Origin of the sequence: Mycobacterium montefiorense, assembly GCF_025823255.1 — a bacterium.
Classification (GTDB): Bacteria; Actinomycetota; Actinomycetes; order Mycobacteriales; family Mycobacteriaceae; genus Mycobacterium; species Mycobacterium montefiorense.
This window is the reverse complement of sequence record NZ_JACKVL010000012.1, coordinates 366,593-393,583: the sequence shown is the minus strand read 5'-3', so window position 1 is coordinate 393,583 and position 26,991 is coordinate 366,593. Positions and strand designations below refer to the sequence as shown.

General features: G+C 63.8%; 26 protein-coding genes. 8 read left to right on the top strand and 18 right to left on the bottom strand.

Going from position 1 to position 26,991, the window contains the following annotated elements; genetic code table 11:
* Positions 1-320: 320 nt before the first annotated feature.
* A complete protein-coding gene (locus tag H7K34_RS11515) occupies positions 321-1,904 on the top strand; it encodes an LCP family protein (protein ID WP_264062018.1) in 1,584 nt (527 codons plus the stop codon).
* A gap of 41 nt (positions 1,905-1,945) precedes the next feature.
* On the opposite strand, the gene H7K34_RS11510 is transcribed toward H7K34_RS11515, so the two are convergent.
* The 4 genes from H7K34_RS11510 to H7K34_RS11495 all read right to left on the bottom strand — a co-directional run bounded on the left by H7K34_RS11510 (position 1,946) and on the right by H7K34_RS11495 (position 5,647).
* Positions 1,946-2,737 (bottom strand): SDR family NAD(P)-dependent oxidoreductase, encoded by a 792-nt coding sequence (locus H7K34_RS11510; protein WP_264062017.1) that lies wholly within the window; start codon positions 2,735-2,737, stop codon positions 1,946-1,948.
* The gene (locus H7K34_RS11505) at positions 2,734-3,579 is read right to left on the bottom strand and encodes an SDR family oxidoreductase (protein WP_264062016.1); all 846 of its coding nucleotides are present in this window, start codon (positions 3,577-3,579) and stop codon (positions 2,734-2,736) included. The genes H7K34_RS11510 and H7K34_RS11505 overlap by 4 nt, the downstream gene beginning before the upstream one ends.
* 166 nt (positions 3,580-3,745) lie before the next feature.
* On the bottom strand, positions 3,746-4,681 hold the full coding sequence (locus H7K34_RS11500) for an enoyl-CoA hydratase (protein ID WP_264062015.1): 936 nt from the start codon (positions 4,679-4,681) through the stop codon (positions 3,746-3,748).
* Between the two features lie 93 nt (positions 4,682-4,774).
* The gene (locus tag H7K34_RS11495) at positions 4,775-5,647 is read right to left on the bottom strand and encodes a DivIVA domain-containing protein (protein WP_264062014.1); all 873 of its coding nucleotides are present in this window, start codon (positions 5,645-5,647) and stop codon (positions 4,775-4,777) included.
* Positions 5,648-6,237: 590 nt separating this feature from the next.
* On the opposite strand from H7K34_RS11495, the gene H7K34_RS11490 reads away from it, so the two are divergent.
* The 3 genes from H7K34_RS11490 to H7K34_RS11480 all read left to right on the top strand — a co-directional run bounded on the left by H7K34_RS11490 (position 6,238) and on the right by H7K34_RS11480 (position 8,547).
* On the top strand, positions 6,238-6,402 hold the full coding sequence (locus H7K34_RS11490; RefSeq protein WP_108920566.1) for a hypothetical protein: 165 nt from the start codon (positions 6,238-6,240) through the stop codon (positions 6,400-6,402).
* Positions 6,403-7,887, top strand: coding sequence for an alpha,alpha-trehalose-phosphate synthase (UDP-forming) (locus tag H7K34_RS11485; protein WP_264062013.1), 1,485 nt, complete (start codon positions 6,403-6,405; stop codon positions 7,885-7,887).
* Between the two features lie 81 nt (positions 7,888-7,968).
* A complete protein-coding gene (locus H7K34_RS11480; protein ID WP_264062012.1) occupies positions 7,969-8,547 on the top strand; it encodes a hypothetical protein in 579 nt (192 codons plus the stop codon).
* Positions 8,548-8,557: 10 nt separating this feature from the next.
* On the opposite strand, the gene H7K34_RS11475 is transcribed toward H7K34_RS11480, so the two are convergent.
* The 12 genes from H7K34_RS11475 to H7K34_RS11420 all read right to left on the bottom strand — a co-directional run bounded on the left by H7K34_RS11475 (position 8,558) and on the right by H7K34_RS11420 (position 20,332).
* Entirely contained in the window at positions 8,558-9,049 is a 492-nt protein-coding gene (locus tag H7K34_RS11475; protein WP_108920405.1) for a mammalian cell entry protein, read from the bottom strand.
* Entirely contained in the window at positions 9,049-9,759 is a 711-nt protein-coding gene (locus H7K34_RS11470; RefSeq protein WP_264062011.1) for a mammalian cell entry protein, read from the bottom strand. The genes H7K34_RS11475 and H7K34_RS11470 overlap by 1 nt, the downstream gene beginning before the upstream one ends.
* The gene (locus H7K34_RS11465; RefSeq protein WP_264062010.1) at positions 9,759-11,435 is read right to left on the bottom strand and encodes a virulence factor Mce family protein; all 1,677 of its coding nucleotides are present in this window, start codon (positions 11,433-11,435) and stop codon (positions 9,759-9,761) included. The genes H7K34_RS11470 and H7K34_RS11465 overlap by 1 nt, the downstream gene beginning before the upstream one ends.
* Positions 11,436-11,444: 9 nt before the next feature.
* Positions 11,445-12,596 carry a virulence factor Mce family protein gene (locus tag H7K34_RS11460; protein WP_264062009.1) on the bottom strand — a complete coding sequence of 384 codons (1,152 nt, stop codon included), beginning with the start codon at positions 12,594-12,596 and terminating at the stop codon, positions 11,445-11,447.
* A complete protein-coding gene (locus tag H7K34_RS11455; RefSeq protein WP_264062008.1) occupies positions 12,593-14,026 on the bottom strand; it encodes a virulence factor Mce family protein in 1,434 nt (477 codons plus the stop codon). Before H7K34_RS11455 ends, H7K34_RS11460 begins: the two co-directional genes overlap by 4 nt.
* Positions 14,023-15,087, bottom strand: coding sequence for a virulence factor Mce family protein (locus H7K34_RS11450; protein ID WP_276059479.1), 1,065 nt, complete (start codon positions 15,085-15,087; stop codon positions 14,023-14,025). Before H7K34_RS11450 ends, H7K34_RS11455 begins: the two co-directional genes overlap by 4 nt.
* Positions 15,077-16,129: an MCE family protein gene (locus H7K34_RS11445; protein ID WP_264062007.1), complete on the bottom strand. Its 1,053-nt coding sequence runs from the start codon at positions 16,127-16,129 to the stop codon at positions 15,077-15,079. Before H7K34_RS11445 ends, H7K34_RS11450 begins: the two co-directional genes overlap by 11 nt.
* Positions 16,129-17,331, bottom strand: coding sequence for a virulence factor Mce family protein (locus tag H7K34_RS11440; RefSeq protein ID WP_264062006.1), 1,203 nt, complete (start codon positions 17,329-17,331; stop codon positions 16,129-16,131). The genes H7K34_RS11445 and H7K34_RS11440 overlap by 1 nt, the downstream gene beginning before the upstream one ends.
* 8 nt (positions 17,332-17,339) lie before the next feature.
* Entirely contained in the window at positions 17,340-18,182 is an 843-nt protein-coding gene (locus H7K34_RS11435; RefSeq protein WP_108920397.1) for an MlaE family ABC transporter permease, read from the bottom strand.
* Positions 18,183-18,189: 7 nt separating this feature from the next.
* Complete coding sequence (locus H7K34_RS11430; protein WP_108920396.1) at positions 18,190-18,954, bottom strand: MlaE family ABC transporter permease; 765 nt, start codon at positions 18,952-18,954, stop codon at positions 18,190-18,192.
* Between the two features lie 238 nt (positions 18,955-19,192).
* Positions 19,193-20,104 carry a 3-oxoacyl-ACP reductase gene (locus tag H7K34_RS11425; RefSeq protein ID WP_264062005.1) on the bottom strand — a complete coding sequence of 304 codons (912 nt, stop codon included), beginning with the start codon at positions 20,102-20,104 and terminating at the stop codon, positions 19,193-19,195.
* A 36-nt stretch (positions 20,105-20,140) separates the two neighbouring features.
* A complete protein-coding gene (locus H7K34_RS11420) occupies positions 20,141-20,332 on the bottom strand; it encodes a ferredoxin (RefSeq protein ID WP_108920564.1) in 192 nt (63 codons plus the stop codon).
* A gap of 191 nt (positions 20,333-20,523) precedes the next feature.
* On the opposite strand from H7K34_RS11420, the gene H7K34_RS11415 reads away from it, so the two are divergent.
* The 4 genes from H7K34_RS11415 to H7K34_RS11400 are packed head-to-tail and all read left to right on the top strand — an operon-like array spanning position 20,524 to position 25,054.
* Positions 20,524-21,702 carry an acyl-CoA dehydrogenase gene (locus tag H7K34_RS11415; protein ID WP_264062004.1) on the top strand — a complete coding sequence of 393 codons (1,179 nt, stop codon included), beginning with the start codon at positions 20,524-20,526 and terminating at the stop codon, positions 21,700-21,702.
* Positions 21,703-21,725: 23 nt separating this feature from the next.
* Positions 21,726-22,823, top strand: coding sequence for an acyl-CoA dehydrogenase family protein (locus H7K34_RS11410; RefSeq protein ID WP_264062003.1), 1,098 nt, complete (start codon positions 21,726-21,728; stop codon positions 22,821-22,823).
* Positions 22,824-22,827: 4 nt separating this feature from the next.
* Positions 22,828-24,336: a long-chain-fatty-acid--CoA ligase FadD17 gene (gene fadD17, locus H7K34_RS11405; protein ID WP_264062002.1), complete on the top strand. Its 1,509-nt coding sequence runs from the start codon at positions 22,828-22,830 to the stop codon at positions 24,334-24,336.
* 4 nt (positions 24,337-24,340) lie between these two features.
* Complete coding sequence (locus H7K34_RS11400) at positions 24,341-25,054, top strand: serine hydrolase (RefSeq protein WP_108920391.1); 714 nt, start codon at positions 24,341-24,343, stop codon at positions 25,052-25,054.
* On the opposite strand, the gene H7K34_RS11395 is transcribed toward H7K34_RS11400, so the two are convergent.
* Together H7K34_RS11395 and H7K34_RS11390 are read right to left on the bottom strand one after the other, a co-directional pair.
* Positions 25,023-26,282 (bottom strand): cytochrome P450, encoded by a 1,260-nt coding sequence (locus H7K34_RS11395; protein WP_264062001.1) that lies wholly within the window; start codon positions 26,280-26,282, stop codon positions 25,023-25,025. The genes H7K34_RS11400 and H7K34_RS11395 overlap by 32 nt on opposite strands.
* Before the next feature lie 123 nt (positions 26,283-26,405).
* A complete protein-coding gene (locus H7K34_RS11390) occupies positions 26,406-26,888 on the bottom strand; it encodes a VOC family protein (RefSeq protein ID WP_264062000.1) in 483 nt (160 codons plus the stop codon).
* Positions 26,889-26,991: the final 103 nt, after the last annotated feature.

Below are 26,991 nucleotides of genomic sequence, written 5' to 3'. Positions count from 1 at the left end.
TTGGATCGGCATTGTGTCCGTCTGGTGACGGTTTGGGATCGATCTCGACAGTTATGTTTTCCCCCTGAGACCTACCCGCAACGTCTTCGGGTCCGAAGCTCGTCGCATCGTAGCCAAAACATGCTGGTAACGGGCAGATTACCGTCGGCGATTCGGCCGAATCCCGGGGGTGAGAAGGGCCACAGTGGCCTATTCCAGGCCGTCTCGATTGGGGGCTTCACAGCAAGCTAACGCATACTTGACCGCATGCTTTTCGCGTCATCACCGCAAACCGCTGATGCGGTATCGAGGGGTGCGCGGATTAAGGGTCACGGTCTCTGATGGCACGCTCCGGCGGCGCGCATCGCCGCCATCGAGCCGTTCGCCGAACGTCGCCTCTGCGCAGGGGGGTAACGCGGACATTCATGACGCTGGTCTCCACGGCGGCGGTGCTGATGACCGGGGCCGGGTATTACGTGGCGCACGGGGCGCTGGGCGGCATCACCGTCTCGCAGGCCCTGAGCCCCGACGATCCGCGGTCCAGCGGCGACAACATGAACATCTTGCTGATCGGTCTGGACTCGCGAAAAGACCAGGAGGGCAACGACCTCCCGAATTCGATCCTCAAGCAGCTGCATGCGGGCGATTCCGATGACGGCGGCTATAACACCAACACGCTGATCCTGGTACACGTCAGCGCCGACAACAAAGTGGTCGCCTTCTCGATCCCCCGCGACGACTGGGTGCCGTTCAACGGTGTCCCAGGGTACAACCACATCAAGATCAAAGAAGCCTACGGTCTGACCAAGCAGTACGTCGCCCAAAAGCTGATCAACCAGGGGGTGGGCAGCCAAAAAGAGCTGGAGACGAAGGGCCGCGAAGCCGCCCGGGCGGCGACGTTGCGCGCGGTGCGAAGCCTGACCGGTGTTCCGATCGACTACTTCGCCGAGGTCAACCTGGCGGGCTTCTACGATCTGGCGCAGAGCTTGGGCGGAGTCAATGTGTGCCTCAACCACGCCGTCTCCGACTCCTACTCCGGCGCCGACTTCCCCGCCGGGCCGCAGCGGCTCGACGCCTCCGAGGCGCTGGCGTTCGTCCGGCAACGTCACGGCCTCGACAACGGCGACCTGGACCGTACCCACCGGCAGCAAGCCTTCATTTCATCGGTCATGCGTGAGCTACAGGATTCGGGCACCTTCTCGAATCTGGGCAGGATGCAGAGCCTGATGGCCGTGGCCCGCAAAGACGTCGTGCTCTCAGCGGGCTGGGACGAGAACATGTTCCGCCGGATCGGCGAAATCGCTGGCAGCGCAGCGGCAAACCAGGTGGAGTTTCGGACGTTGCCGGTGGTCCGCTACGACAACATCGGCGGCCAGGACGTCAACATCGTCGACCCGGGCGCGATCAAGGCTGAGGTGGCCGCGGCGATCGGCATCGACACCTCGACCAGCTCGTCTCCTACGACGGCCGCCAAGCCGAATCCGTCCACCGTCGTCGACGTGGTCAACGCCGGCAGCATGAGCGGTCTGGCCAGCCAGGTGTCGCGTGCCTTGAAGAAGTACGGCTACACCCCAGGCATGGTCCGCGACCGTACCTGGTTCGATCCGACCAAGACGTCCATCCAGTACGGCACCGGCGCCGAAACCGACGCGCAGAACGTGGCGAATCTGCTCAGCCTGGATGCTCCCAAGCAGGCCGATCCCGGTGTCGAGCCCGGACACGTTCGCGTGACGGTGGACACCAACTTCTCGATGCCGACGATCGACGAGTACATGGACGATTCGTCCTCGTCCTCGTCCTCTTCGTCGTCGACCACCACGACGAAGAAGACGAGCAGCTCGAATTACGGCTACGACAACAACACCTACCCGACGCCCGACCAGGGCAAGCCGATCGACGGTGGCGGAGTGCCCTGCGTTAACTAGCGGCGATCGCAAGCGGCGCGTAGCGGGTCGTCGCCGCACGCCTAGGCGTGCGTGCCGCCGTCCATACGGATCTCGGTGCCCGTGATCCAGGCTCCATCGTCGGACACCAGCATGGCGATCACACCGGCGACCGCATCGGGTCCTGCCATCCCCGCGCCGCTGGATTCCGTCGTGGTCGGCAGGATCGGCATCAGCCGGGGAAACAGCGACCAGTCCGCGTCCTTCGGGATGTATCCACCAGTCGCGTCGGTGATCCCGGACTTGATGCTGCCCGGGGCCACGCACGCCGCGCGCAGACCCTGCTTGGCATATTTGAGCGCCAAAGAATGAGTGAAGGCCTGGATTCCGCCCTTGCTCGCGGCGTAGGCCGCCATGTACGGGTGGGCAAAGGACGCGGAGGTTGAGCTGAAGTTCACGATCGCGCTGCTCGAATTCGCCAGCAAGGCCGGCAACGCCTCCCGGACCACCAGAAAAGTACCGGTCAAGTTCACGGCGATGATTTGATTCCACTGGTCGGTGCTGGTCTGGTGAGTGTGCCAGGAACGCAGAATGCCCGCCGCATTGACGAGCGAATCCAGGCCGCCGAGCTTATCGACGGCCGCGCGGACGCCGTCGATCACCGAATCCTCGTTACCGACATCGATCGGCATGGCGCTGAGCCGCTGCGCGGTTGCGGCCTCGTCGGCTCGGGCCTGAGTGACCCTCAGACCGTCGGCCGAGATGTCGGCGGCCACCACGCTGGCGCCCTCGCTCAGTAGCCGCAGCGCTGTCGCCTGGCCGATCCCCGACGCGGCGCCCGTCACCAGGATCCGCTTGCCTTCAAGTCTGTTCATGATTGTTGGACCACTCCGCGTAGCGCATCTTCACCGAACATCTGCACCATCATCGAGGAGTAGTCGGGACCGCGGCGCAGAATGTGGCCGCCGTCGACGTTGATGCACTGCCCGGTGATCCAGTTAGCCGCATCGCTGAGCAAGAACAGGGCCAGGTTCGCGACGTCGGAGACCTCACGCACTCGGGGCAGCGGCGTGCACAGTGCGTAGTCGGCACTGATCTCCGGTGACTGAATCACGCTGGCATCAACGAGATCGGTGCGAATCAGCCCGGGGCGGATGCTGTTGACCCGCACCCACGACGGCCCGAGTTCGTCGGCGGCCAGCATCATCATGTGGTCGATGGCCGACTTGGTGACGCCGTACGGCCCGAACCAGCGGTGTGTGTTGCTGGCGGCGATCGACGAGATCCCGACGAATGAGCCACCGCCGCCGCGCACCAACTCCCGCCCCACGTGCTTGAGCACGTACATGGTGCCGTTGACGTTGAGGTCGACGGTGTTTCGCCATGCCTCCGAGTCGGTGTGGGTGATCGGCCCGACGGTCAACGAGCCGCCCGCGCAGTGCACCGCGCCGTTCAGCCGACCGTGCCACGCCGTTGCGGCGTCGACCGCACGAGTTACCTCTTCTTCGTTCGTGACGTCGGTGGGCTCGTAACGGATCGCACCGCCGTTGGCGGCCAGCGGCTCGATCTCCTCGACGGCTCCTGCCAGGCGGTCGGGGTTGCGGCCGATGATCATGACGGAGGCCCCGGCCGCGACCAGACCGGCAGCCACACCCTTGCCGATTCCACTGCCACCGCCGGTGATCAAATACGTCCGGTCTTCGAAAGTTAGCTGCACGAGGGCCCTCTCAAACTGGAACAGGTTCTAGATATAGAAGCATGCAGCACCGACGGTGAATATCGCTACCCCCGGTCTCGTTAGGCAGCGGACACCGATGTGAACGACGAACATGTCGCGTTGAGGCGGGCGGATTGGCCGTCGCCTCCGACCAGTGCGGTAGGTGCTACGGCGTATCGCGGCGGGCGACCTTGGTCGGCTTCGCGTTGCGCCAGTCCTCGACGTGCGGCGGCTGGCCGACAGGCCACCTGTTCTCGTTGAAGGCTGCCCAGTGCGCGTGCCCCAACAGGTGAACATGGAACGCGTGCCGTAAAGCCTCTGTGTAACCCATCGCATCGGAGGCGGCATTGACCGAATCCTTGATCAGCAACGACGCCATCGTAGGCCGCTCGGCAATGCGCCGGGCGAATTCCAGTGTCTTTTCCTCTAGTTCGTCGACCGCGAACACCTTGGACACCATTCCCAGCCGATATGCGTCGTCGGCGTCCAGCGAATCACCAGTCAATAGCAGCTCTTTGGCCTTACGGGGACCGAATTCCCAAGGGTGCGCGTAATATTCAACGCCCGGCATGCCCAGCCGGACGGCGACCACGTCACTGAACTTCGCATTGTCGGCCGCGACGATCAGGTCGCATGCCCAGATCAGCATCAGGCCCGCCGAGATCGCGTTGCCCTGCACCTGGGCGATGGTGATCTTGCGTAGATCGCGCCAGCGGCAAGTGTTTTCAAAGAAGAAGTGCCACTCCTGGTGGTACAGCTTTTCCATGATCGGCTCGTAGGTCGCGCCGTGTGAGCGGAAGGTCGGATGCTGCCCCGGTCCGGGTGCACGCTCCGCCAGGGCCTGCTCGGAGCCCAGATCGTGGCCGGCGGAGAAGTTCTTGCCACGCGCCGCCAGGATCACCACGCGAACGGTGTCGTCGGCCTCGGCCCGGCCGAACGCCTCATCGAGCGCAACCAGCAGTCCGCGACTCTGCGCGTTGTGCGCATCGGGCCGGTTAAGCCAAATCCGCGCGATGCGACCCTCATCGAGGGTCTCGTAGGCCACCAGCTCTGCTGAGTTGGAATTGGCCGCCGCGGCGTCGGCTTGTTCGGAGACTGTCATTCCGCCCACCTCGTTAGTCGTTGAATCGCCTTGTTTACACATTACGGCGAGTATGTAAGCGACTCCGAGTTGGGTTGGTAGCCGCCAGCCGAGCTACGGGCCGTCGAGCGCGGCCGCCAGCACTGCGGCGGCGGATTTGAGCAGGCTCAGCGAGCGGGCAAGTTCAGCGTTCTCTTCCTTCAATTGTTCGAGTTCGGTGGACCGCTCGGAAGCGACGGCCGGGTTGACATTCTCGATAGCGCTCCGGCGGGTCCGCTCGTGCACCGTTTCGGTCATCGTGTTGCCGCGTGTGTCGGTGATCGCCCGGATGGCCATCCGCTCCATGTCGTGGCGACCGTGCACCGCGGCGACCGGACGCATCTGCTCGAGGTGCACCGCCCCGTTGACCGTGCCGGGCGCCGGCACTACCCGCAATTGCTGTCGTGCCATCTGGCTCGTTGCACCCTCGGCGGCCGCCTGGCGAAGCTCCGACTCCCACTGGCTGAGCTCGGCTTCCCGGTGGCGAAGCCCTGATTCGCGCTGGGTCAGCTGGGCTTCGCGCTGAGCTACTTCGGCCTCGTGCTGGGCGCACTTAGCCTCGCGCTGGGCAACCTGGGCTTCCCGATAGCGCAGCTGGGCGACCTGCTGGGGAAGCGGCGTCCCCCGTTGGGCGAGCGCAGCTTCCTGATGGCGGACCTGATCTTCGTGCTCGTGAATTTTGGCCTCGTACCTGCGAACTTCAGTCTCGTGCTCGTGCAGGACGGCTTCTCGCTGGGCTATCTCGGCTTCCCGCTTCTTGAGCCCACCGTCCCGGTTGCGCAGCTCGGCGTTCCGGTGACGCAGCTCCGCGTCCTCTTCGATGTGGCGAATCAGCTCTCGCTCAACCAGATCAATGAACGGATCGACTTCCTGCTCGCTGTAGCCACGCTTACCGACACGCGCCCTGGTAAACGCAACATTGTGAACATCGGCCGGCGTGAGAGCCATTGTTCTTCTCCCGAAGTATTCGATGTCAGCGCAAGACCAAAATGAGGTGCGCTGCGGCTTAGGATAATGCCTTTGTCACGGTGGCATCCTGGTTTGCCTTTGAACAACTGGACAGCAGTCCGTAGACAGACAGGGGCGAGGCGAGGCGGCCGCCGCCAGGCAACCCGGCCAACCATCGTGGGACGACATATGTACATGTCGCAGCCTTGGCGCAAATTGCAGTGGCCCAACTGAGCGGCCCGCTTGACCGTCCATTAAGAGCGGCGCGCAGCACACCGGATCGCCAGCGCCACGGTCGCCGCAAACATTCGCCACGTCGCCTCGCAGCTGACCTCCGATAACGCTCTGAGTGCGTATCTTCTGATTTAATCTCACCCATTTTGTTGGAGCAGGGTGCGGAGCCAAAGAACGAATCTCATCCGGCGGAGAATTCGGAATTCGTTAACAATTGCGGATATTTGTATGACCGAATAGCTGCGCAGAGGTTTCCGCCAGATGTGGGGCATCGACAAACCGGGTCCCGCGGGCAGGCGAGCCCACCCCGCGCCGGACGGCTGCGGACGAATATCGGCGTCGCATACAGTTGTGTCATGCCTACGAAATCTGATCCTGGCGAAATCGGCGATGTCGAGCCCCTGGCCGACAGCACCGCGAGCCAGGCCAGGCGGGTCGTCGCGGCGTACGCGAACGATGCCGATGAATGCCGCGTTTTCCTGTCCATGCTTGGTATTGGACCGGCGAAACTCGACGCCTAAATGGCTCCCCGGGGTGGCCAGAACTCGAAGAAGTCCTCACACTTCGGGAATTCCGACTTTGTGGTGGTCGCCAACCGGTTGCCGGTTGATCTCGAGCGGCTACCCGACGGCTCCACAACCTGGAAACGCAGCCCGGGGGGCTTGGTCACGGCCCTAGAGCCGTTGCTGCGCCGCCGCCGGGGAGCCTGGGTGGGCTGGCCGGGAGTTGTCGACGAGGAAGTGGACGTCGACGACGAACCCATCGCCCAAGATGAGCTGCAGCTCTATCCGGTGCGCTTGTCCGGCGACGACGTCGCCGAATACTACGAGGGATTCTCGAACGCGACCCTGTGGCCGCTTTATCACGACGTCATCGTCAAGCCCATCTACCATCGCGAATGGTGGGACCGCTACGTCGAAGTGAACCGCCGCTTCGCCGAAGCCACGTCACGAGCTGCCGCGCAGGGCGCGACCGTGTGGGTGCAGGACTATCAGCTGCAGCTGGTCCCCAAGATGCTGCGCGAGCTACGCCCGGACCTGACCATCGGCTTCTTCCTACACATCCCGTTCCCGCCGGTCGAGCTCTACATGCAAATGCCGTGGCGCACCGAGATCATCGAAGGTCTGCTCGGCGCCGACCTGGTCGGATTTCACCTAGTCGGCGGCGCCCAGAACTTCCTGATCCTGTCCCGGCGACTGGTCGGCGCCAACACCTCGCACGGAGCGGTCGGTGTGCGCTCGCGGTTCGGTGAGGTCGAACTGAAGGATCGCCGGGTGCGGGTCGGCGCGTTTCCGATCTCGATCGATTCCGGTGCGCTCGATCAGACCGCCCGCGACCGCGATATCCGGCGCGCCGCCAAAGAGATCCGCGCCGATTTGGGCAATCCGCGCAAGATCTTGCTCGGCGTCGACCGGCTCGACTACACCAAGGGCATCGACGTCCGGTTGAAGGCATTTTCGGAGTTGCTCGCCGAGGGGCGGGTCAAACGCGACGACACGGTGTTCGTCCAGCTGGCCACACCGAGCCGCGAACGAGTGGAGAGCTATCAGCTGCTGCGCAACGACATCGAACGCGAAGTCGGCCATATCAACGGCGAATACGCCGAAGTCGGTCACCCGGTGGTGCATTACATCCATCGCGCGGTTCCCCGCAACGAACTCATCGCGTTCTTCGTGGCCAGCGACGTCATGCTGGTCACTCCGCTGCGGGATGGAATGAACCTGGTGGCCAAGGAGTACGTCGCCTGCCGCAGTGATCTAGGTGGCGCGCTCGTTCTGTCCGAATTCACCGGCGCCGCAGCCGAACTCCGGCAGGCTTATCTCATCAACCCGCACGACCTCGAGGGCGTCAAGGACGCGATCGAGGCGGCGCTCAACCAGACCGCCGACGAGGGCCGCCGCCGGATGCGGGCGTTGCGGCGCCAGGTGCTCGCTCACGACGTGGACCGCTGGGCGCGGTCATTTCTCGATGCGCTCGCCGAGGCGCATCCGCCGGACGCGAAATAGCGGCGGCAGACCCATGGTGTTGACGTCGAAACGCTGTGATACTCAATGCAGTGCGCAGGGATGGCCAGAAGGGAGGGCACTGTGAAAATCCGTCGCGCGCTGGCTGCAGGGGCCGGCGTCTTCTCAGCAGTGGCAATCGGAATCGCGCTGGAGTCGGATAACCCGGCCCGCGCGCTCGGACCACCGCCCGACGGCACCTACACCTACAACGAGGCGGGCGTCTCGGGAGCTAGCTGGACAATATCGGCACTGTGCGATCAGCCCTCCGGCACCCGAAACATGAACGACTATTCCGACCCGATCGTTTTCGCGATGCAATGTGCGCTGAACATCGTGAGTTCGACGCCCGAACAGATCAGCGCTGCCGACAAGCTGCAGAACTTTAGCGGCCGGGCCCGGATGTCCAGCATGCTATGGAGTTTCAAGGTCGACAAGGCAGATGGCGTCTCATGTCCGGGTGGTGGCACCGCGCCATCCACCGAGACCTTTGCGTTCAGCGATGAAACGATGAGCGGCACCCACACCACCATGCACGGTGCCGTCTGCGGCATGGAACCGACGATGAAAAAGACACCGTTCTCGCTGCAGTTGGCCGGACCGCCGCCCAGCCCAGTGCAGCGTTATCCGTTGTACTGCAACGGCATTGCGATGTGCTACTGAGCGGATCCGTCTAGATCGGCGTGATGTAGTTGATCAGCCATTTGTTGCCGATTTTCTTGAAGTCCACCCGCAATCGACTACCGTCGTAAAGGGGCTGGCGCGACTTGTCGGTCACAGTGCGATTCATGTACACCATCACCGACGCCGAATCCCGCTTGGCCGACATAACCCCAACGCCAACGACATTGGCCTGGACAACCACCTCGCGCTTCTTCGCCTCGGGGATGATCTGCGCATTGGCGCTCTTCTGGAACTCCTGGCGATAATCAGGCGTCAGCATCGGATACGCGTCGGCGAGGCTGCGTTCGACGGTCTGGTAGTCGTAGGCGAAAACCGCGGGCACTTCTTTGGCGGCCAGCTGCGGCAGCACCGCCCGCGCCGCCTGCTCGCCGCGGATCTCCACCCGTTCCCAGTAGAACCAGCCGGCAGCCGCAGATAAACCGACAATGGCTGCCACCGCAAGGTATCCCGTGATGGCAATGAGCCACCGCCGCAACCGCATCAGTTTCCCCCGTCGGGATACTTCAGGTCGTAACCCGTCATGTGGCCCTGTTCATCCTCGTGCACGATGACCCGCAGCCGATAGGGCTGGGACGGCTTATGGACTCCGTCAATGTCGGCCACTGTGACACGCACCGACACCAACACCGACGCGTTATCGGTAACTGTGTCAATGCCTTCCAGCGCCGACCCGTTGATCACTGCCTCAGATGTCGCATTGGTGGAACGGAACAGAGCCTTCAGGTTTTCGATGTTGTTGTTGGCGCCGAGCATGCCGCGCAGCGGTCCGCTGGTGCCGTTGTAGAACCGGTTCACGCTCTCGTCGATGTTGTCCTGCTTGTAGCTGAACATGTTGACCACTGTCTGCGTGGCGGTGTCGACAAAGCGCTGATCGCGAGCCCGCCCCGCTTCGGCGTGCCGCTGTTGGACGATCAAGGCAGTCAGGCAGCCGGCCAGCGCGCCAATCGCCAACAACGCGGCGGCCAGCGAAATCCAGGCGACCTTAACCCCGTTCGGTCGGCGCCGCGGTGGCGGCTTGACCGTCTTGAGGGATTTGGCGGGTTTCGCCGCTGGCTTCTTCGGCTTCCCCGGACCCGCAAGCTGAACTTCGGTGGCTGCCCCCGACTCGCTTTTCGCCGGGCCCGCCGCGCGCGACGCTCGGCGCCGAGCACGCTGAGCCGTAGTTTGATCGCTGCTAGCTGCAGAGGCCACTACATCGGCCTTGGATCAAGCATCAGGTCCACCCAATTCTCGGCGCTGGATGTATTCGCGCCGGCCGCGAAGATACCAGTGCCTCCCGCCGGGTCCCTGAAGGCTCCGGTGGTTTGGTCATAGGTGGTGTAGGCGGGGCCACTGGCCTGCGGACCCGGTCCGGGCGCCGGGGCTTCCGGCGCTGCCGGGGGCGGCAGCCACTTCGGGTACGGAACCTGCGGCGGTACCGGGGGCACGCCCGGCGGTTGCCATGACGTGAAAGGCGGTGGCGGTCCGTTGTCGTTGGGCGGCGGGGGCGCGTAGGCGGGCTGGTGGTTGGGCAGCGGCCCGGGCCCCGGCACCACACCCGGCGGGGGTGGCCCGACGATGGGAGTACCCGGATCCGGTTCCGCTTCCGGCGGAATATAGGGGAATTTGTTGGGCGGCAGGGTGTTTAGCCCATTTGTCTGCGGAGTGTTGTACGGGACCGGCGGACCGCGCCACGGGTTACGGCCAACCGGCACGTAGCCCCGCGGGTCACGGCACAGCTGAACCGTCGGGGCCCGTTTGCCCGGGACCTCCTGGCAGGGATAGTTACGCGCGCCACGCACGGTGCTGGGATCGTTCTGAGCGACCTTGCAGTACATGTCTCGCGGGAGCTCGCGCACCGTCTCGTCGGCGGGCGTGCGCATCAACGGTGGCGGCAAAAAGCCGACGGCACACGGCGGGGGGTCGTTGAGGTCGAGCTTGAAGTCCAGCTTGGCGCCTTCGTCCTGGGGGGCACCACCCGCGGCTGTGGTGATCGCGGCGAACAAGGCGGGCAGAACCACCAGCAATTGCTCGATCGACTTGTGGTAGATCACACCGACCCGACCCAGATTTGCCAGGCTGGCGGCCAGCGCCGGGAATGCCGGCCGGATACCGGAGAACGCGGTGCTCGCCTCGTCGGTCGCGCCCGGCGCGATCGACAATGTCGAACGAAGCTGCGGGTCGGCTTGATGCACCTCTGAGGTGAACCGGGCCAGTCCGTCGGCGAGCGACTTGATGTCGGCGCCGGCGCGAATCTGGGACTGCAGGAACGGGCCCGCCTGATCGATCAACTGCGAGACTTGTGGGTAGTCGGCGTTGGCCTCGTCCACCAGCAACCGGGCTGATTCAAACAGCCGGGCCAGCTCTGGACCCGACCCGTTGGCCGCCTGGAACGTCTCGTGCAGCAGCTCTCGCAACTTGGTGTCACCGAGGCTGTTGACCAGCGTCTCCGCTCGCTTCAATAGATCGGCGACGTCTTGACCGATTCGGGTGTTGGCCCGATCGATGCGAGATCCGTTGTGCAACTTGGCCGATGCCGGGTCCTTCGGCGGCACCAGGTCGATGTACTGCTCACCGACGGCCGACACACTTTTCACCGTGGCGGTGACATTCGACGGGATGGTAGTGCCACTGTTAAGCCGCATTTCGGCGGTGACGCCATTGGGGTTAAGCCCGACCGACTCCACCCTGCCGACCGCGACGCCGCGATAGGTCACGTTGGCGCTCTTGTACAGACCGCCGCCGGCAACGAAGTCGGCGTTGACCAGGTAGGTCCCGAGGCCGAATGTGGCGGGCAGGCGGAGGTAGAAAATCGCCATCACGGTGAGCGTGATCGCGGTGATCACCGCGAATATCCAGAGCTGAATTCTGGTGAGTCTGTCTATCATTCCCGGCCCCTACTGTGCTGCCGTGCCGGGCGGAATCTTGAACGGGTCGGCCGCCTGTCCGGACAGGTTGGCCAGTTCGCCGATCAAGAAGTCGGGCGGGTTGAGAATCTCGGACATGTGAGCCATGTTCGGGTCGAAGTACGCCGTGGTGAAGAACGTCTCACCGAGCCGGCGCAAGGTGAGGTCGAACGTGGTGAACACGTTGAGATAGTCGCCGCGCACCGCTTGTTTGATACCGAAGTTCGGGAACGGGAACGTCAACAACAACTGCAGCGACGTCACGAAATTCTTCCGGTTGTCGTTGAGTGCCTTCACGGCCGAATACAGCCCTTTGAGGTCTTCGGCGAAGTCCACCTTCGTCTTTGACAGCACGTGGGAGGTGACCGTCGCCAGCTTATTCAGCGCGCCGAACGCCTCGACAATGTGGTCCCGGTTTTTGTTGAGCACACGCAGTGCTTCAGGCAGGCTGTCCAGCGCCCGGCCCAGGTTGTCTTTGTCGCGCGCCAGGTTCGCGGAAAATCGGTTCAGACCGTCGACCGCATTGATGATGTCGCCAACTTGCCTGTTGAGTCCCGACGTCAGTTCCGCCAGCCTGGGCACCAAGCCGGTGAACTGGTCTTGCCGGCCCGCCACAGCCTGGAACGTCTCGTCGGTAATCTCTTCCAGCGCACCGAGATTGCCCTTATTTACCACGACACCGAGAGCGGAAAACACCTCTTCGGTGGTGGGGAAGCGGCCGGTATTCGACTCCGAGATCTTGGATCCGTTAGCCAGCCTGCCGGTCGCCGGCTTGCCCTTCGGCGCAGCCAGATCGATGTGCAGCGAACCCAGTAACGACGTCTGCGCGACGGTTGCAGTCGCATTGGCCGGCAGCACGACATTTTTGTCCAGCGTCAATTTTACTGCGGCATAAAATGATCCGTCGCTGCGCTGCTCGGCAGAAATACCGGAGACGCTGCCGACGGTGACATCGTCGACCATCACCGGTGAGTTCTGCGGCATCGTCGCCACGTCGGGCATTTCCACGGTAACCGTGAATGCGCCGCTACCGTGACCGGCGGTACCCGGCATCACCAGGGAGTTCAGTCCGCCGTATTGGCAACCCGCCAACAGGGTGACACCCGCTGCCAATGCACTGCAGCGCAACAAGATTCGTCTCATCCGCCAGACCCCTGACCATTTTGCAGCCCGGCGGAAGGCCCTTGATTGGGCGCCGGACCGGGCAGCGGCCCGAATGCGGAGCCGGTACCGGGCGCGGGCGCATTGAGGCCAGCGGGCCCCCCTGGCGGCGCGACGGCCTGCGGGGCCGTCGGCACCAGCAGGGCCTGCAGATCGGCCGGGTTCTGGGTGGGAGCCGGCGGAGCACCCTGGGCCGGTACCCAGGTCAGCTGCGGAATCGGCGTCTGCGCCTTGGCTTGGGTTTCCGGGGTGTCGTAAATGATCTGGCCCTTGTACGCCGTGATCGTGTTGAGCGGGTGGAACATGATCGGCGGGTAGTTGACTGCCAGCCGGCGCAGCACCGGCCCCAGCCGCTCGCGGCACAGCTCGGCGCGCCGGTAGTAGTCGGGTGCTCGCGGACCGCCGGCGGTTTCGAAGGAACCGCCGCAGATGAACTGCACCGGGTTGGCGAACTCGGGTATCGACAGCAGACCGTTCAGGGTGCCCTGCGCGGGATCGTAGATGTTGTAGAAGTTGGCGATACCGGGGCCCGCGACGTGCAGCACCTGCTCGATGTTGTCGCTCTGATCGCTCAGTGTCTTGCTGAAATCGTTGAGCTGGTTGACCGTATCGATCAGCGTCGAATTGTTCTCGTGCAGGAAGCCGCGGATGTCGGACAGTGCCTGATTGAGAGTGCCCAGCGTGTTGTCCAGATGGCGCGAGCTATCAGCGAGGACCTGCGAGACGGAGGCGACGCTTCCGGCGAACTGCACGATCTGCTCGTTGCTCGCCGACAAAGCGTTGACCAGAACCTGCAGGTTCTTGACAGTGCCGAAGATGTCACTGCGCGAATCCCCCAGTCGCCCAGCGACTTGCGAAAGTTGCTGCAGCGCATTGTGGAACGACTCGCCCTTGCCGTCGAACGTATCCGCGGCCTGGTTGATCGCCGCGCCCAACGGTCCGTGCATGGATCCGGTCGTCGGCCCCAGCGAGACGGCCAGTTGGGTCAGCGCTTCCTTCACCTCGTCCCATTCCACCGGGACCGCGGTGCGGTTCAGGTCGATGCTGCCGCCATCGGGCAGCACCGCACCGCCGGTGTATGCCGGGGCAAGCTGAATGAACCGGGCCGACACCAGGTTCGGTGACATGACGACGGCCCTGGCATCCTTCGGGATCTTTACGTCCTTGGGGACCGTCATGGTGATTTTGACGTCGGACGGCCGTGGTTCGATCGAGTCGATGGTGCCAATCGGGACGCCGAGAACGCGGACCTGATCGCCGGGATACAGCCCGACTGCAGCTGTGAAGTAGCCGACGATGCTGCGGTTATTCGCTTGCGTGGAAAGCACATACACGCCCCCCACCAGCACCGCGACCAGCGCGATGATGGTGGTGTAGCGCAGGCCGCGGCTGCTGCTGATTCGCTTGATCACGGTGACTTCGGCCGGATCGTCCAGCGTTCCTGGATCAACCCGCGCAGGTAGTCGGAGAGGCTGGCGGGCAGCTTGCCCGGCTGATAGAAGAAGTCGAACATTGCCGCGAGCAGGGGCGCCGGGATCACGCCGTAGACGTTGACGTTGAATCCCGGTCCGGATCCGACCACCTCGCCGAGCTCTGTCGCATAGGTGGGCAGTCGTTTCAGGGCCTCAGTGATGTAGTCACGGCGCTCATTGAGATTGCTCAGGACATCGTTGAGCTTGCTCAGGGCGGGGCCGAATTCCTTACGGTTATCGGCGACGAAGCCGGAAATCTGAGCTGACAAACCGTTGATGCCGGAGATCAATTGGCCCAGCGAGGCGCTGCGCTCATCGAGCGCGGCGAACAGCTCGTTGCCGTCGTCGACCAGCTTGTTGACTTGGTTGGCGCGGTCGGACAACACCGAAGTTACCGACTTTGCATGTGCCAGCAGGCTTTGTAGGGCTTCGTCACGGTGGTTGAGGGTGCGAGACAGTGATGTCACCCCGTCCAGCGCGCCGCGCAGTTCCGGGGTGGCGCCGTGCAGCGTGTCGGTGAGCACGTTCAAGGCCTGCTCGAACTGGGGCTTGTTCAGGTTGCCGGAGTTTTGGCCCAGGTCCTCCAGCGCGCCCGCCAGTGTGTACGGCGTGGTGGTGCGGCTGCGCGGAATCGTGGTCGTCTTGCCATGCCCCGCCGGAGTCACAGCAATCGAGCGCTCGCCGAGGATCGTGTCGGTGCGGATCGCGGCCAGCGACTGATCGCCGACCGCCACATGCCGGTCCACCGAGAACGTCACCTTTGCGCTGTCCCCGGCCAGGCCGACGGACTGCACCTTGCCGACCTTGAAACCCGACACGTAGACGGAGTTACCGGGCGAGATCCCGCCGGCGTCGCTGAAGTAGGCGTCGTAGGCCCGGCCCTGCGGGTAGAACGGCAAGTTGGCGTAACCGAATGCAAGTAATACGACGCAGACGACCAGCACCACGCCGAAGATCCCGGTGCGCAGTGGATCGCGTTCACGCTTTGGGCTATTTGACAAAAGCGCACCTCCCCTGGCTGGGATCCACCTGACCACCGAGGGGCAGCAGAATGTCGCTGCCGGCCGGTCCGTTGATCTTGATGGTCACCGAGCAGAAGTAGATGTTGAAGAACGACCCGTAGGCGCCGAGCGCGGCCAGCCGCAGGTAATCCTCGCCCAGCTGCTCGACGTCGTTGTTCACCTCGGCCTTGCGGTTGTCGATCTCGGTGGCCAGCGGCCGGGTGTTTTCCAGGATGCCTTGCAGCGGCCGGCGTGAATTCTTCAGCAGTTCAGTAAGATCCGTCGTTGTCGATGCCAGTGGCGGAATAGCGCCCGCGATCGAGTCCTTGCTCTTGGCCAGCCCGCTGATCAATTGCTGCAGTTGATCCACGCTTGCCGAGAATTGCGCACTCTTTTGGTCGATGGTGCCCAGCACCGTGTTCAGGTTAGTGATCGTGTCACCGATGAGCTGATCGCGCTGGCCCAGCGCCGTCGAGAAGGCGCTGGTGTCGGCCAGCACGTTCGACAATGCTCCACCCTGGCCCTGCAGCAGCTCGATGACAGCACTGCTGATCGTGTTGACCTTATCGGCATCCAGGCCTTTGAGAACCGGCTTCAGTCCGCCCAGCAACGCGTCCAGATCCAGCGCCGGCTGGGTGTGTTGGGCGTTGATCGTCCCGCCCGGTGCCAGCTTGCGCAGCTCCCCCGGGCCCGATGTGATCTCGAGAAACCGGTCGCCAACCAGGTTTTCGTAGCGGATCACCGCGCGCGTTGACGAGTACAACGTGTAGCGGCTGTCGATTCCGAATGCCACGTCGACGCTGTTGTCCGGGTTGAGCTTGATGCCGTCCACCGAACCGACCGGCACCCCGGAAATGCGGACCTTTTGGCCGGCCTTCAACTTGGATGCATCGATAAACGTGGCGTGATAAGTATTTTCGTCGCCGAACCGGAAGTCGCCGAAGACAACCACCAGGCCTGCGGCCACCAGCAACATCGCCACCGCGAAGACGCTGACCTTGATCACCATCGACCGGTGCGACGGCATTTCCGAGTCCACCATCAGAAGTCGTCCCGTTCCGCGAACGAGCCGTGGAACAAGAACTGCAGCGTCGAGGGGGCGTCGAACTGCAGTTCGGTGAACGGCTCGTACGGAATGTTGGCGTTGTCGGTGACCAGGAATGGTGCCCGGTAGAACGACCCACCCGTCTGCTTGGTCGGGATGTCCGGCAATCCCCGGCAGTTCGGGCCACCAGATGCATTGACGACCGGCAGGGACTCCGGGAAGGTGTAGGCTGGCGCGCCCAGCACGAAGCTCGACGAGGTGAACAGTCCCGCTTTGCGCACACCGAGCAGCGGAGCGAACTCCTTGATGCCGCGCTCGATACCGGCGAAGAGGCAACCGAATTCGGGTGAGTAGTCGGCGGCGACCTTGACCGGGGCCCGCAGCCTGTTGATGGCGTCGATCAGGTCCTGCTCGGCCGGCGCCAACGTGTCATAGGCGTTGTTGGACAGGCCGATCGTGGCCAGCAATGTGTCGTTGAGGTTCTTCTGCTGGTCGACGACGGTCTTGCTGATGGTGGGCAGGTTGTCGAAGATCGTGTTCAGATCCGGGGCGGCGTCGGCGTAGATGTTGGTGACGGCCGCGGTCTTGCGGAAATCTTCCTGTAGCGCGGGAAGCTTCGGGTTCGTTTGTTGGGTAAGTGTATTCAGTCCCGAGAGCAGCGCGCCCAGGTCGTCGCCATGGCCGCGCAGACCTTCGGCGAAGGCGCTCAGCGTCCCGTTCAATTCGACGGGGTCAATCTTGTGCAGCAGATCCATCAGCGACTGGAACAGGGTGTTGACTTCCAGCTGTACCGCAGAGGCTTGAACGTGCGCATCCGGCCGCAGCGGCGTCGACGAAGGCGCCTGGGGCGGAATGAATTCGACCGACTTGGCGCCGAAAATTGTATTGCCCGCGATACGCACCGTCGCGTTGGACGGGATGTAGTGCATGTCGTCACTGTTGATCGCCAGCGTCAGGCGTGCTTGGTCGCCCCCGTAGTTGATGTCGGTGACCTTGCCGACCTGGATGCCACGGTACTTGACCTTGGCGCCCTTGTCCATCACCAGCCCGGCCCGCGGCGTCGCGACGGTAACCGTGTCGACCGACGCGAAAGCCGCCGTGTACGAGAGGTAAGTCAGCACTGCAAACGCCACCAACAAACTGGCCAGCAGCGCCGCTGCCAGCCGTACAGATCTGCGTCGCGCTCCGGCCTCTGACATCGTCCCCCTTACCCGGAGAGGTTGAAGTTACCGGACGCGCCGTAGACGGCCAGGGAGATGAACAATGTAATGACGACCACGACGATAAGCGAGGTTCGCACCGCCTGGCCGACCGCGATGCCCACGCCCACCGGCCCACCGCTGGTGTTATAGCCGTAATAGGTATGGACCAGCATCACCGCGATGGACATCACGATGGCCTGCAGGAACGACCAAAGTAGGTCCGACGGGATGAGGAACGTATTGAAATAGTGGTCGTAGAGACCGGCCGACTGCCCGTTGATGAAAACCGTGGTGAACCGGGCGGCGAAAAAGGCCGCGAGCACCGACAACGAATACAACGGGATGATCGCCACCAGCCCGGCGATCAATCGAGTCGACACCAGATAGGACACCGAGTGTACGGCCATGCATTCCACGGCGTCGATTTCCTCGGACACCCGCATGGCACCCAATTGGGCGGTGGCACCAGCACCGATCGTCGCCGCCAGCGCGATGCCGGCGATGACCGGCGCGACAACGCGCACGTTCAGGAACGCCGACAGGAAACCGGTCAACGCCTCGATACCGATGTTGCCCAGTGACGAGTAGCCCTGGACGGCGATGACCCCTCCGGAGGCCAGCGTCAGGAACGCCGCGACACCGACCGTGCCTCCGATCATCACCAGCGCGCCCGCGCCCAGCGTCATCTCGGCGATGAGCCGAATGGTCTCCTTGCGGTACCGGGTGAGCGCATTGGGGACATAGCGCACGGTCTGCCCGTAGAACAGCGCCTGCTCGCCGAAGTCGTCGATCGGGCCTTGCAGTCGCGCCGCGATGTTGCGGAACCGGTAAGTGAGGTCGTAGCTCATCGCGTGCTCACTTCGTCGAGAACCGCACGCCGATGGCCGTCATCACCACGTTGATGACGAACAGACAGATGAACGCGTAGACGACGGTTTCGTTGACCGCATTACCGACACCTTTGGGCCCACCCTTCACGGTGAGGCCGCGGTAACACCCGACAAGGCCGGCCATCACGCCGAACAGCAGTGCCTTGACCTCCGCAAGCATCAACTCGCGCAGTCCGGTCAGTACGGTCAGGCCGTTGATGAACGCGCCAGGGTTGACACCCTGAAGGAACACGGAGAATACGTACCCGCCGGACAAACCGATCGCGCACACCAAACCGTTAAGCAGCAGCGCGACAACGGTCGACGCCAGAACGCGGGGTACCACCAGCCGGTGGATCGGGTCGATGCCGAGTACCCGCATCGCGTCGATTTCTTCACGGATGGTGCGCGCACCCAGGTCCGCGCAGATCGCGGTGGCGCCGGCCCCCGCGACGACGAGCACGGTCACGACCGGGCCCAGCTGGGTGATGGTGCCGAACGCCGTTCCGGCGCCGGACAAATCGGCCGCGCCGATTTCCCGCAGCAAGATATTGAGGGTGAATGCGACCAGCACGGTGAATGGGATGGATACCAACAGCGTCGGTACCAGCGATACGCGCGCGATCATCCACGTCTGATCCAGGAACTCGCGGAATTGGAACGGCCGCCTAAAAGATGCCCGGGCCGTATCGATCATCATTTCGAAAAACCCGCCGACAGCACGGGCCGGGACCGCGAGTTGTTCAATCAACGCGGCACCCCCCTTTGCTGCTCACGGCGAAGCCTGTGCGTCGCCTTTACGTTGCCTTCGGTCGCACCCGGCTCCGTGTGAGCCGGATCATATTAACTCAGAAGAAGTACACCGTGTCAATGAACAGGTTATTCCTGTCCGAAGCATTAATTGTCCTGGTCAGCGCCCTTGCGGTATTACCAATCTGACACACGTTCTATTAGCGAAAGCCCCCCCGAGAAGCTGTATTGTGCCGCTATTATTCCATTAACGCGGTCGCGGAAAAGTTGCGGTCTGGATCACGACCAGCAAAGTAGTCCTGCAAGGCGCCGCTCAGCTGAGCCGACTCCCACGCGGCACCGTCCGCGGTGAATCTGTGCTCCGCCGTCGGGGCTGAGACCAATGTCACTTGAGGCCCGTAAACAATGAACACCTGACCGTTGACCTCTGCGGCGGCCGGGGACGACAGGAACTGCACCAGGTTCACCACGTGCTCGGGTGACAGCGGGTCGACGCCGCCTTCCTCTATATCTGGTGCGCTGCCGAACACGTCGGCCGTCATCGCGGTGCGTGCGCGGGGACAGATGGCGTTGGCACACACTCCGTAGCGTCCGAGCGCTCGGGACGCGGTCAGGGTCAGCGAGATGATGCCCGCCTTGGCGGCGCCGTAGTTGGCCTGCCCCACCGGACCCACCAGTCCGGCCTCCGACGCGGTGTTGACGATCCGGCCGTATATCGATCCCCCGGCGTCCTTGGCCCTGCTGCGCCAGTAGGTCGCCGCGTTACGGGTGAGCAGGAAATGCCCACGCAGGTGCACGGCGATGACCTGGTCCCATTCCTCGTCGGACATGTTGAACAGCATCCGGTCGCGGGTGATGCCGGCGTTGTTGACCACGATGTCGAGTCCGCCCAGCCCGTCGGCGCAGGACACCAGTTCGTCGGCCGTGGAGCGCTGGCTGATGTCGCCGGTCACCGCAACGGCCTTGGAGCCGACAGTGCTGATCTCGTCGATGACGTCGGAGGCATCCAGCGCGGCGGCCATGTCGTTGACGACGACGGTGGCACCCAAGCGGGCCAAGCCGAGCGCCTCGGCGCGCCCCAGCCCCGCGGCCGCACCGGTCACCACCGCGACCTTCCCGGATAGATCGGTCGCGTTCGTGCTGCTAGTCAATTTATGAATACCTCTAGTTTCGGGAGTCCCTCGCCGCTAGCCTTCGCGCAGCAAAGCCGCGCGCGGACACTCGGCGATTGCTTGCTCGGCGAGATTTTCTTGGTCGGACGGTATCGGATCGAGCTTCACGACGGCATAGTCCTCATCGTCCAGGTCGAAGATATCCGGTGCGATTCCCAAGCACACCGCGTTACCTTCGCACCGGTCACGATCCACGATCACCCGCACGGCATCCTCCTTGAAGCTGGCCTGGATCTCGTCACATATCCCATCAGAATGTAGCTCCACCATAGGGCTCACGTGGATCTGAGGAAACGGTCGCTGGATTCCCAGACTAGAACGTGTTACAACCGGGAAGACGAATGGGTAGCCGTTGGTCGAATAGCCGCTTGTCACGTTTAACCAAAAGGACGGCTGGAATGCGCATCAGTTACACCCCTGAACAGGAGGAGCTGCGTCGCGAGCTGCGGTCGTACTTCACCAAGCTCATGACCCCCGAGCGCCGCGAGGCACTTAGCTCAACACAGGGAGAGGTCGGAACCGGCAACGCCTATCGCGACACCGTCGCGCAGATGGGCAAAGACGGATGGCTCACGCTGAACTGGCCCAAGGAGTACGGCGGCCAGGACCGCTCGCCGATGGATTCGCTGATCTTCACCGACGAGGCCGCCGTCGCCGGCGTGCCGGTGCCCTTCCTGACGATCAACAGCGTGGCGCCGACCATCATGGCGTTCGGCACCGACGAACAGAAGAAGTTCTTCCTGCCCAAGATCGCCGCCGGGGAGCTGCACTTCTCGATCGGCTACTCCGAGCCTGGTGCCGGCACCGACCTCGCGAACCTGCGCACAACGGCGGTGCGCGATGGCGACGACTACGTCATCAACGGCCAGAAGATGTGGACCAGCCTGATCGCGTACGCCGACTGGGTCTGGCTGGCGGTGCGCACCAACCCCGAAGCCAAGAAACACCGCGGCATTTCCATGCTCGCCGTGCCGACCACCGCCGAAGGTTTCTCCTGGACGCCGGTGCACACCATGGCCGGCGTGGACACCAGCGCCACGTACTACTCCGACGTGCGAGTGCCGGTGACCAACCTGATCGGCGAGGAGAACGGCGGCTGGAAGCTGGTGACCAACCAGCTCAACCACGAGCGGGTCGCTTTGGTGTCGGCGCAACCGATCTTCCTGGCCCTGCGCGAGGTTCGTGAATGGGCACAGAACACCAAAGACGCCGGCGGGGCTCGGCTGATCGACTCGGAATGGGTGCAGCTGAACCTGGCCCGGGTGCACGCCAAGGCCGAAGTTCTCAAGCTGATCAACTGGGAGCTGGCGTCGGCGGAAGGTCACGCCCTGGGGCCGGCGGACGCATCGGCGGCGAAGGTTTTCGGTACCGAGCTGGCAACCGAGGCCTACCGGCTGCTGATGGAGGTGTTGGGTACCGCGGCGACGGTCCGCCAGGACTCGCCGGGAGCGTTACTGCGCGGCCGAGTCGAGCGGATGCACCGGGCCTGCCTGATCCTGACCTTCGGCGGCGGCACCAACGAGGTGCAGCGCGACATCATCGGCATGGTCGCCCTCGGCCTGCCCCGGAACCGCTGAACATCGAGAAGGACAGACATCCCATGGATTTCACGACAACCGAAGCGGCGAGCGACCTTGGCGGCCTGGTCGACACGATCGTGGACTCGGTGTGCACGCCCGAGCATCAACGCGAACTTGACGGGCTCGAGCAACGGTTCGATCGCGTCCTGTGGCAGAAGCTGATCGAGGCCGACATCCTCACCAGCGCATCGGCGTCCGCGCTCGGCGGCGACGGTTTCGGCGCGCTCGAGCAGGTCGCGATCCTCGTTGCACTCGGCCGCCAGCTGGCCGCCGTGCCGTACCTGGAGTCCGTGATGCTGGGCGCCGGGGTGCTGGCCCGGTTCGGCTCCGAGGAGCTGCAGCAGGGCTGGGGTGTGCCGGCCGTCAAGGGCGAGAAGATCCTGACGGTCGCCCTCGACGGCGAGATGGGTGAGGGGCCCGTGCAGGCCACCCGCTCCGGTGACGGCTACCAACTGACCGGAACCCGCACCCAGGCCGGCTTCGGTCCCGTTGCCGACGCGTTCCTGGTTCCTGCCGAAACAGATTCCGGCACAGCTGTTTTCGTTGTCGCCGCCGACGATCCGGGCGTCAGCGTGACCTCGCTGGCTACCACCGGCCGGACCAGCATCGGGCACCTGGCGCTGGACGGCGTCGCGGTGAGCGAAGCGCACAAGGTCGGCGGTAGCGAAGTCGCCGCGTGGCTCGGCACCCTCGGCACCCTGGGCCGCACCGCCTATCAACTCGGGGTGCTCGATCGCGGGTTGCAGATGACGGCCGAATATGCCCGCGAGCGTGAGCAATTCGACCGCCCGATCGGCAGCTTCCAGGCGGTGTCGCAACGGCTGGCCGACGGCTACATCGACGTCAAGGGGCTGCGTTTGACGCTCACCCAAGCGGCCTGGAAGGTCTCCGAAGATATCCCCGCCGAGATCGATGTGGCTAGCGCCGCGTTCTGGGCCGCTGACGCCGGACACCGAGTCGCGCACACCGTTGTGCACGTGCACGGCGGCGTCGGCGTCGACACCGATCACCCGGCGCACCGTTACTTCTTGGCCGCCAAAGAGGCCGAGTTCGCGTTGGGCGGCGCCACCGGGCAGCTCCGCCGAATCGGGCGTGAGTTGGCGGAAACTCCTGCCTAGCTTCGTGATTCCTCCCGACCCCACGGTCACCAAACTGCTGGAACCACTGGCAGAGATCGACGACCGGGGCGTCTACTTCGAGGATTCGTTCACCAGCTGGCGCGATCACTTGCGGTATGGTGCCGCGATTGCGGCAACGTTGCGCGAGCGCCTCGACCCGACCAAGCCGCCACACGTCGGCGTGCTGCTGGAGAACACCCCGTTCTTCTCGGCGATGTTGACGGCGGCCGGGATGTCGGGAATTGTGCCGGTTGGCCTCAACCCGGTGCGTCGCGGCGACGCACTGGCGCGCGACATCGACCGATCTGATTGTCAACTGGTGCTAGCCGACGCGAAATCTGCTGCAACTCTGGACGATATCGACCACTTGAACGTCGATTCCGCGCAGTGGGCCGCCGAGGTCGATGCGCATCGCGATGCCGAGCCGAGTTTCCAGTCCGCCTCGGCCGAAGACCTTTTCATGCTGATCTTCACATCGGGCACCAGCGGCGAGCCCAAGGCGGTGAAGTGCAGCCACGGCAAGGTTGCGATAGCCGGAACGACGATGGCGCAGCGGTTCGACCTCGGCCGCGACGATGTGTGCTACGTGTCGATGCCGTTGTTCCACTCCAATGCCGTTCTGGTCGGCTGGGCGGTAGCGGCGGCGTGTCAGGGCTCAATGGCGTTGCGGCGCAAGTTCTCTGCATCGAACTTTTTGGTCGATGTACGTCGCTATGGCGCCACCTATGCCAACTATGTGGGCAAGCCGCTGTCCTATGTGCTGGCCACGCCGGAACAAACCGACGATGCGGACAACCCGTTACGGGCCGTCTACGGCAACGAGGGGGTTCCCGCCGACATCGAACGGTTCGGCCGCAGATTCGGGTGCGTCGTCCAGGACGGGTTCGGGTCGACCGAGGGCGGCCTCGCGATCGCCCGCACACCCGATACGCCGCCGGGCGCGTTGGGGCCGCTGACCGAAGGGCTCGAGATCGTCGACCCCGAAACCGGCAAGCCCTGCGGTGTGGGAGTGGTGGGCGAGCTGGTGAACGCCACCGGGCCGGGCCGTTTCGAGGGCTACTACAACGACGCGGCGGCCGAGGCCGAGCGAATGGCCGGCGGGGTCTACCACAGCGGCGACCTCGCTTATCGCGACGAGGACGGATACGCGTACTTCGCTGGACGGCTTGGCGATTGGATGCGGGTCGACGGCGAGAATCTCGGTGCCGCCCCGATTGAGCGGGTATTGCTGCGATACTCCGAGATAGCCGAGGTCGCCGTGTACGCGATTCCCGATCCCGTGGTCGGCGACCAGGTGATGGCCACGTTGGTAATGAAGCAGGGCGCCGAGTTCGATGCGGACAAATTTCGCGCGTTCCTGGCCGAGCAGCCCGACCTGGGGCCCAAACAGTGGCCGTCGTACGTCAGGGTCAGCGCGGAGCTGCCGCGGACGGTGACATTCAAGGTTCTCAAACGCCAGTTGGCAGCCGAGGGTGTCGACTGCCATGATCGGGTATGGCAGATACCCCGGTAAACCGATGAATGCGCGGCCCCTTGAGCTCGCGCTGGAAGCGAGTTTCGAACAGCTTTCTGATTCGGTACCGGCCAACATCGGTGTCGCGATCGCGCGTCCGGACCGGACCTATTCCCTGGGCAGGTGGTGGTCGGGCGTCGCCTGGTCGACGATCAAAGTGCCGCTGGCGATTGCGGCATTGCGCAGCGATTGGCTTAATGCCCGCGAGCTGGCGGTCAAGGCGATCACCGAATCCGACAATCGTGCGTCCGAGCAATTGTGGTCACTGCTGGGCGAGCCGGTGGACGCGGCACACAAGGTTCAGGGCGTGGTCGCCGAAGGTGGTGACACCGCCACTGTGGTCGAATCACGGCGACTTCGGCGCGGTTTCACCGCCTTCGGCCAGACGGAGTGGGCTTTGCAGCGGCAAGCTCGGTTCGCCGCGGAGTTGCCATTGATCCCCGGCGCTTCAGATGTGATCGAGCTGATGAGCGCGCTGACTCCCGATCATCGTTGGGGCCTGGCCACCAATGGCGCTGCGGCAAAAGGGGGTTGGGGGCCCGGCATCAACGGCGAGTACCTAGTTCGGCAATTCGGGATCCTGCCCACGCCTTCGGGGCAATGGGGCGTAGCCCTGGCCGCCGAAGTCCACGACGGCGGCTTCGAGACCGGCGTCGATGTCGCCAATACCGTGATGGACTGGCTCGTCAGTCGGCTTCCCGTACTGGCCCGTTACTGACGGATTCGAACTCCAGGGGCAGAGTTGTCGGTCCGGTGATCCCTGCTATCGCTCCCCACGGCGCTGGTCCGGCTCGACGAGGGTTGGGCATGCGTTGGGTGATGACTCGAAGCGCCTCCATCAACTCGATCCGCGCGAGGTGAACTCCGAGGCAGTAGTGCACGCCGCCGCCGAACGTCAGAATGGCCGGTGGGTCTTGGCGGCTGATGTCCAGCCGGTCCGGATCGTGGTAGACATCCGGATCGCGATTGGCCGCGGCAGTGTTTGCGAATACCAAGGTACCGGTGGGAATACGCAGCCCGGCCATGTCTACATCTTCGACTGCTCGGCGAATATTTCCGAAAACACTGGGGTAGCAACGCATTAGCTCGTTGATCGCGACGCCGGCCAATTCGGGGTGCTCGGCGAGTAGCGCCCATTGATCGGGTTGGGCGCACAGCGCCTGCACCGCCGCGGCCAATTGATTGCGGGTGGTGTCGGTACCGGCGCGCAGCAGGCTACCGCAGAGGGTGACTATTTCGTGCTGGGTGAGGCGGTCGCCGTCGACCTCGGCCCGAATGAGGTCGGAGATCAGGTCGTCGGTCAGCGATGCGGACCGACGGGTGACCAACTCCTCGAGATATGCGTCGAGCTCCTCCCACGCTGCCAGGATCGCCGGCCCGTCCTTTGCGGCATTCCCTTCAAAAATCTTCGTGATCTGGTCGGTCCAGTCGGAGAAAAGTTGCCAGTCCTGTGACGGGGCACCCAGCAGCGCGCAGATGACCCGCGTGGGATAACCGCGGGTGATGTCGGCCACGACATCAACGTGTCCTGCTGCCGCGTGTGGTTCGACCAATCCGGTGATGAGTTCGACGATCAACGGGCGCAGCCGCTCGGCACCCCTAGGCCCGAACGCTTTGGACACCAGCCGGCGCAACCGATGATGCGGGGCGCCGTCGAGGCTGAGAATGTTGGTAATCGCCCTGTCCCACAACGGTCCTGAGGTAATGCCCTGCGCGTCGAGCCCGAGGCCTTTTGCCGTAGTGAAGCGATTGTCGCGGAGTACGGTACGAACCAGCTCATAGCTCAGCACCTCGGCGCCGTACGAGCCGATCGCTATCGGGGACTGGGAGCGCGCCGCGGCGATGACACGATGGGCCGTGTCAGGGTCGGTGAGGTGGCCATAACGGAGGGTAGGCAGACCGGAGTCGAAAACACTCGGGCAAGATTGAAATTGAGCTGTCGCCATGCATATCACCCGGTCAATCTTTTGCCTAATTCTAGCGGTTCATGCAGACCCGCGTCCTGGGCGAGATCGAAAAGACAACGCCCGATACCACTTAGGGCTAATCGAGGCGTCAAAGCGGCAGATCTACGGCGCTTGCCCACCGACCCACCGCGGCACATCTGCCATCTCGATTCGGATACCCGCCTGCTGCCGCGCGTCCATCACATAGACGCGGTTAACGTCGGTCTCAGATAGTCCGCCCAAAGGCATGTCCATCTCGGCAACCTTCACCGCGCCCGCGGCCTCCAGGACTTGACGCGCGTCTTCAAGGCCATCGACATTGAACGTCACGTTATGCACACACGGACCCTGCTGCTTCAGCACCGAATACCACGGCTCCAACCCCTCAATCGGACGCACCAGCTGAAACACCACACCCGTGACGCGGACATGGACACAGCCCACGCCCACCGCCAGAGCCCTCACAGTCGCGGAGAGCTCACGCTCAACAATCTCGCCACCGAGCTTGTCGCACAAGAACTTTGCCGCGGAGTCGGGGTCTGGATGCACGACCTCGATGTGCAACCACCCCCGGATGGGCACCCGAGCGGGGTCTGTGCCGCTCATCGAGCAGCTGCCGCGTCACGCCCGGCGAGCGTGCCGGACAACAGATTCATCGAGATTCCTCCTGCCACGGGATGACGGGACGACCCTCGCCACGCCTGCGGGC

Bases quoted from the DNA above. Each gene is read 5' to 3' on its own strand.
- H7K34_RS11400 (WP_108920391.1), top strand. From the start codon at position 24,341: ATGAATGCGCGGCCCCTTGAGCTCGCGCTGGAAGCGAGTTTCGAACAG.
- H7K34_RS11395 (WP_264062001.1), bottom strand. From the start codon at position 26,282: ATGGCGACAGCTCAATTTCAATCTTGCCCGAGTGTTTTCGACTCCGGT.
- H7K34_RS11445 (WP_264062007.1), bottom strand. From the start codon at position 16,129: ATGGTGGACTCGGAAATGCCGTCGCACCGGTCGATGGTGATCAAGGTC.
- H7K34_RS11500 (WP_264062015.1), bottom strand. From the start codon at position 4,681: ATGACAGTCTCCGAACAAGCCGACGCCGCGGCGGCCAATTCCAACTCA.
- H7K34_RS11410 (WP_264062003.1), top strand. From the start codon at position 21,726: ATGGATTTCACGACAACCGAAGCGGCGAGCGACCTTGGCGGCCTGGTC.
- H7K34_RS11440 (WP_264062006.1), bottom strand. From the start codon at position 17,331: ATGTCAGAGGCCGGAGCGCGACGCAGATCTGTACGGCTGGCAGCGGCG.
- H7K34_RS11475 (WP_108920405.1), bottom strand. From the start codon at position 9,049: ATGCGGTTGCGGCGGTGGCTCATTGCCATCACGGGATACCTTGCGGTG.
- H7K34_RS11515 (WP_264062018.1), top strand. From the start codon at position 321: ATGGCACGCTCCGGCGGCGCGCATCGCCGCCATCGAGCCGTTCGCCGA.
- H7K34_RS11390 (WP_264062000.1), bottom strand. From the start codon at position 26,888: ATGAGCGGCACAGACCCCGCTCGGGTGCCCATCCGGGGGTGGTTGCAC.
- H7K34_RS11490 (WP_108920566.1), top strand. From the start codon at position 6,238: ATGCCTACGAAATCTGATCCTGGCGAAATCGGCGATGTCGAGCCCCTG.
- H7K34_RS11485 (WP_264062013.1), top strand. From the start codon at position 6,403: ATGGCTCCCCGGGGTGGCCAGAACTCGAAGAAGTCCTCACACTTCGGG.
- H7K34_RS11435 (WP_108920397.1), bottom strand. From the start codon at position 18,182: ATGAGCTACGACCTCACTTACCGGTTCCGCAACATCGCGGCGCGACTG.
- H7K34_RS11415 (WP_264062004.1), top strand. From the start codon at position 20,524: ATGCGCATCAGTTACACCCCTGAACAGGAGGAGCTGCGTCGCGAGCTG.
- H7K34_RS11465 (WP_264062010.1), bottom strand. From the start codon at position 11,435: ATGATAGACAGACTCACCAGAATTCAGCTCTGGATATTCGCGGTGATC.
- H7K34_RS11510 (WP_264062017.1), bottom strand. From the start codon at position 2,737: ATGAACAGACTTGAAGGCAAGCGGATCCTGGTGACGGGCGCCGCGTCG.
- H7K34_RS11495 (WP_264062014.1), bottom strand. From the start codon at position 5,647: ATGGCTCTCACGCCGGCCGATGTTCACAATGTTGCGTTTACCAGGGCG.
- H7K34_RS11460 (WP_264062009.1), bottom strand. From the start codon at position 12,596: ATGAGACGAATCTTGTTGCGCTGCAGTGCATTGGCAGCGGGTGTCACC.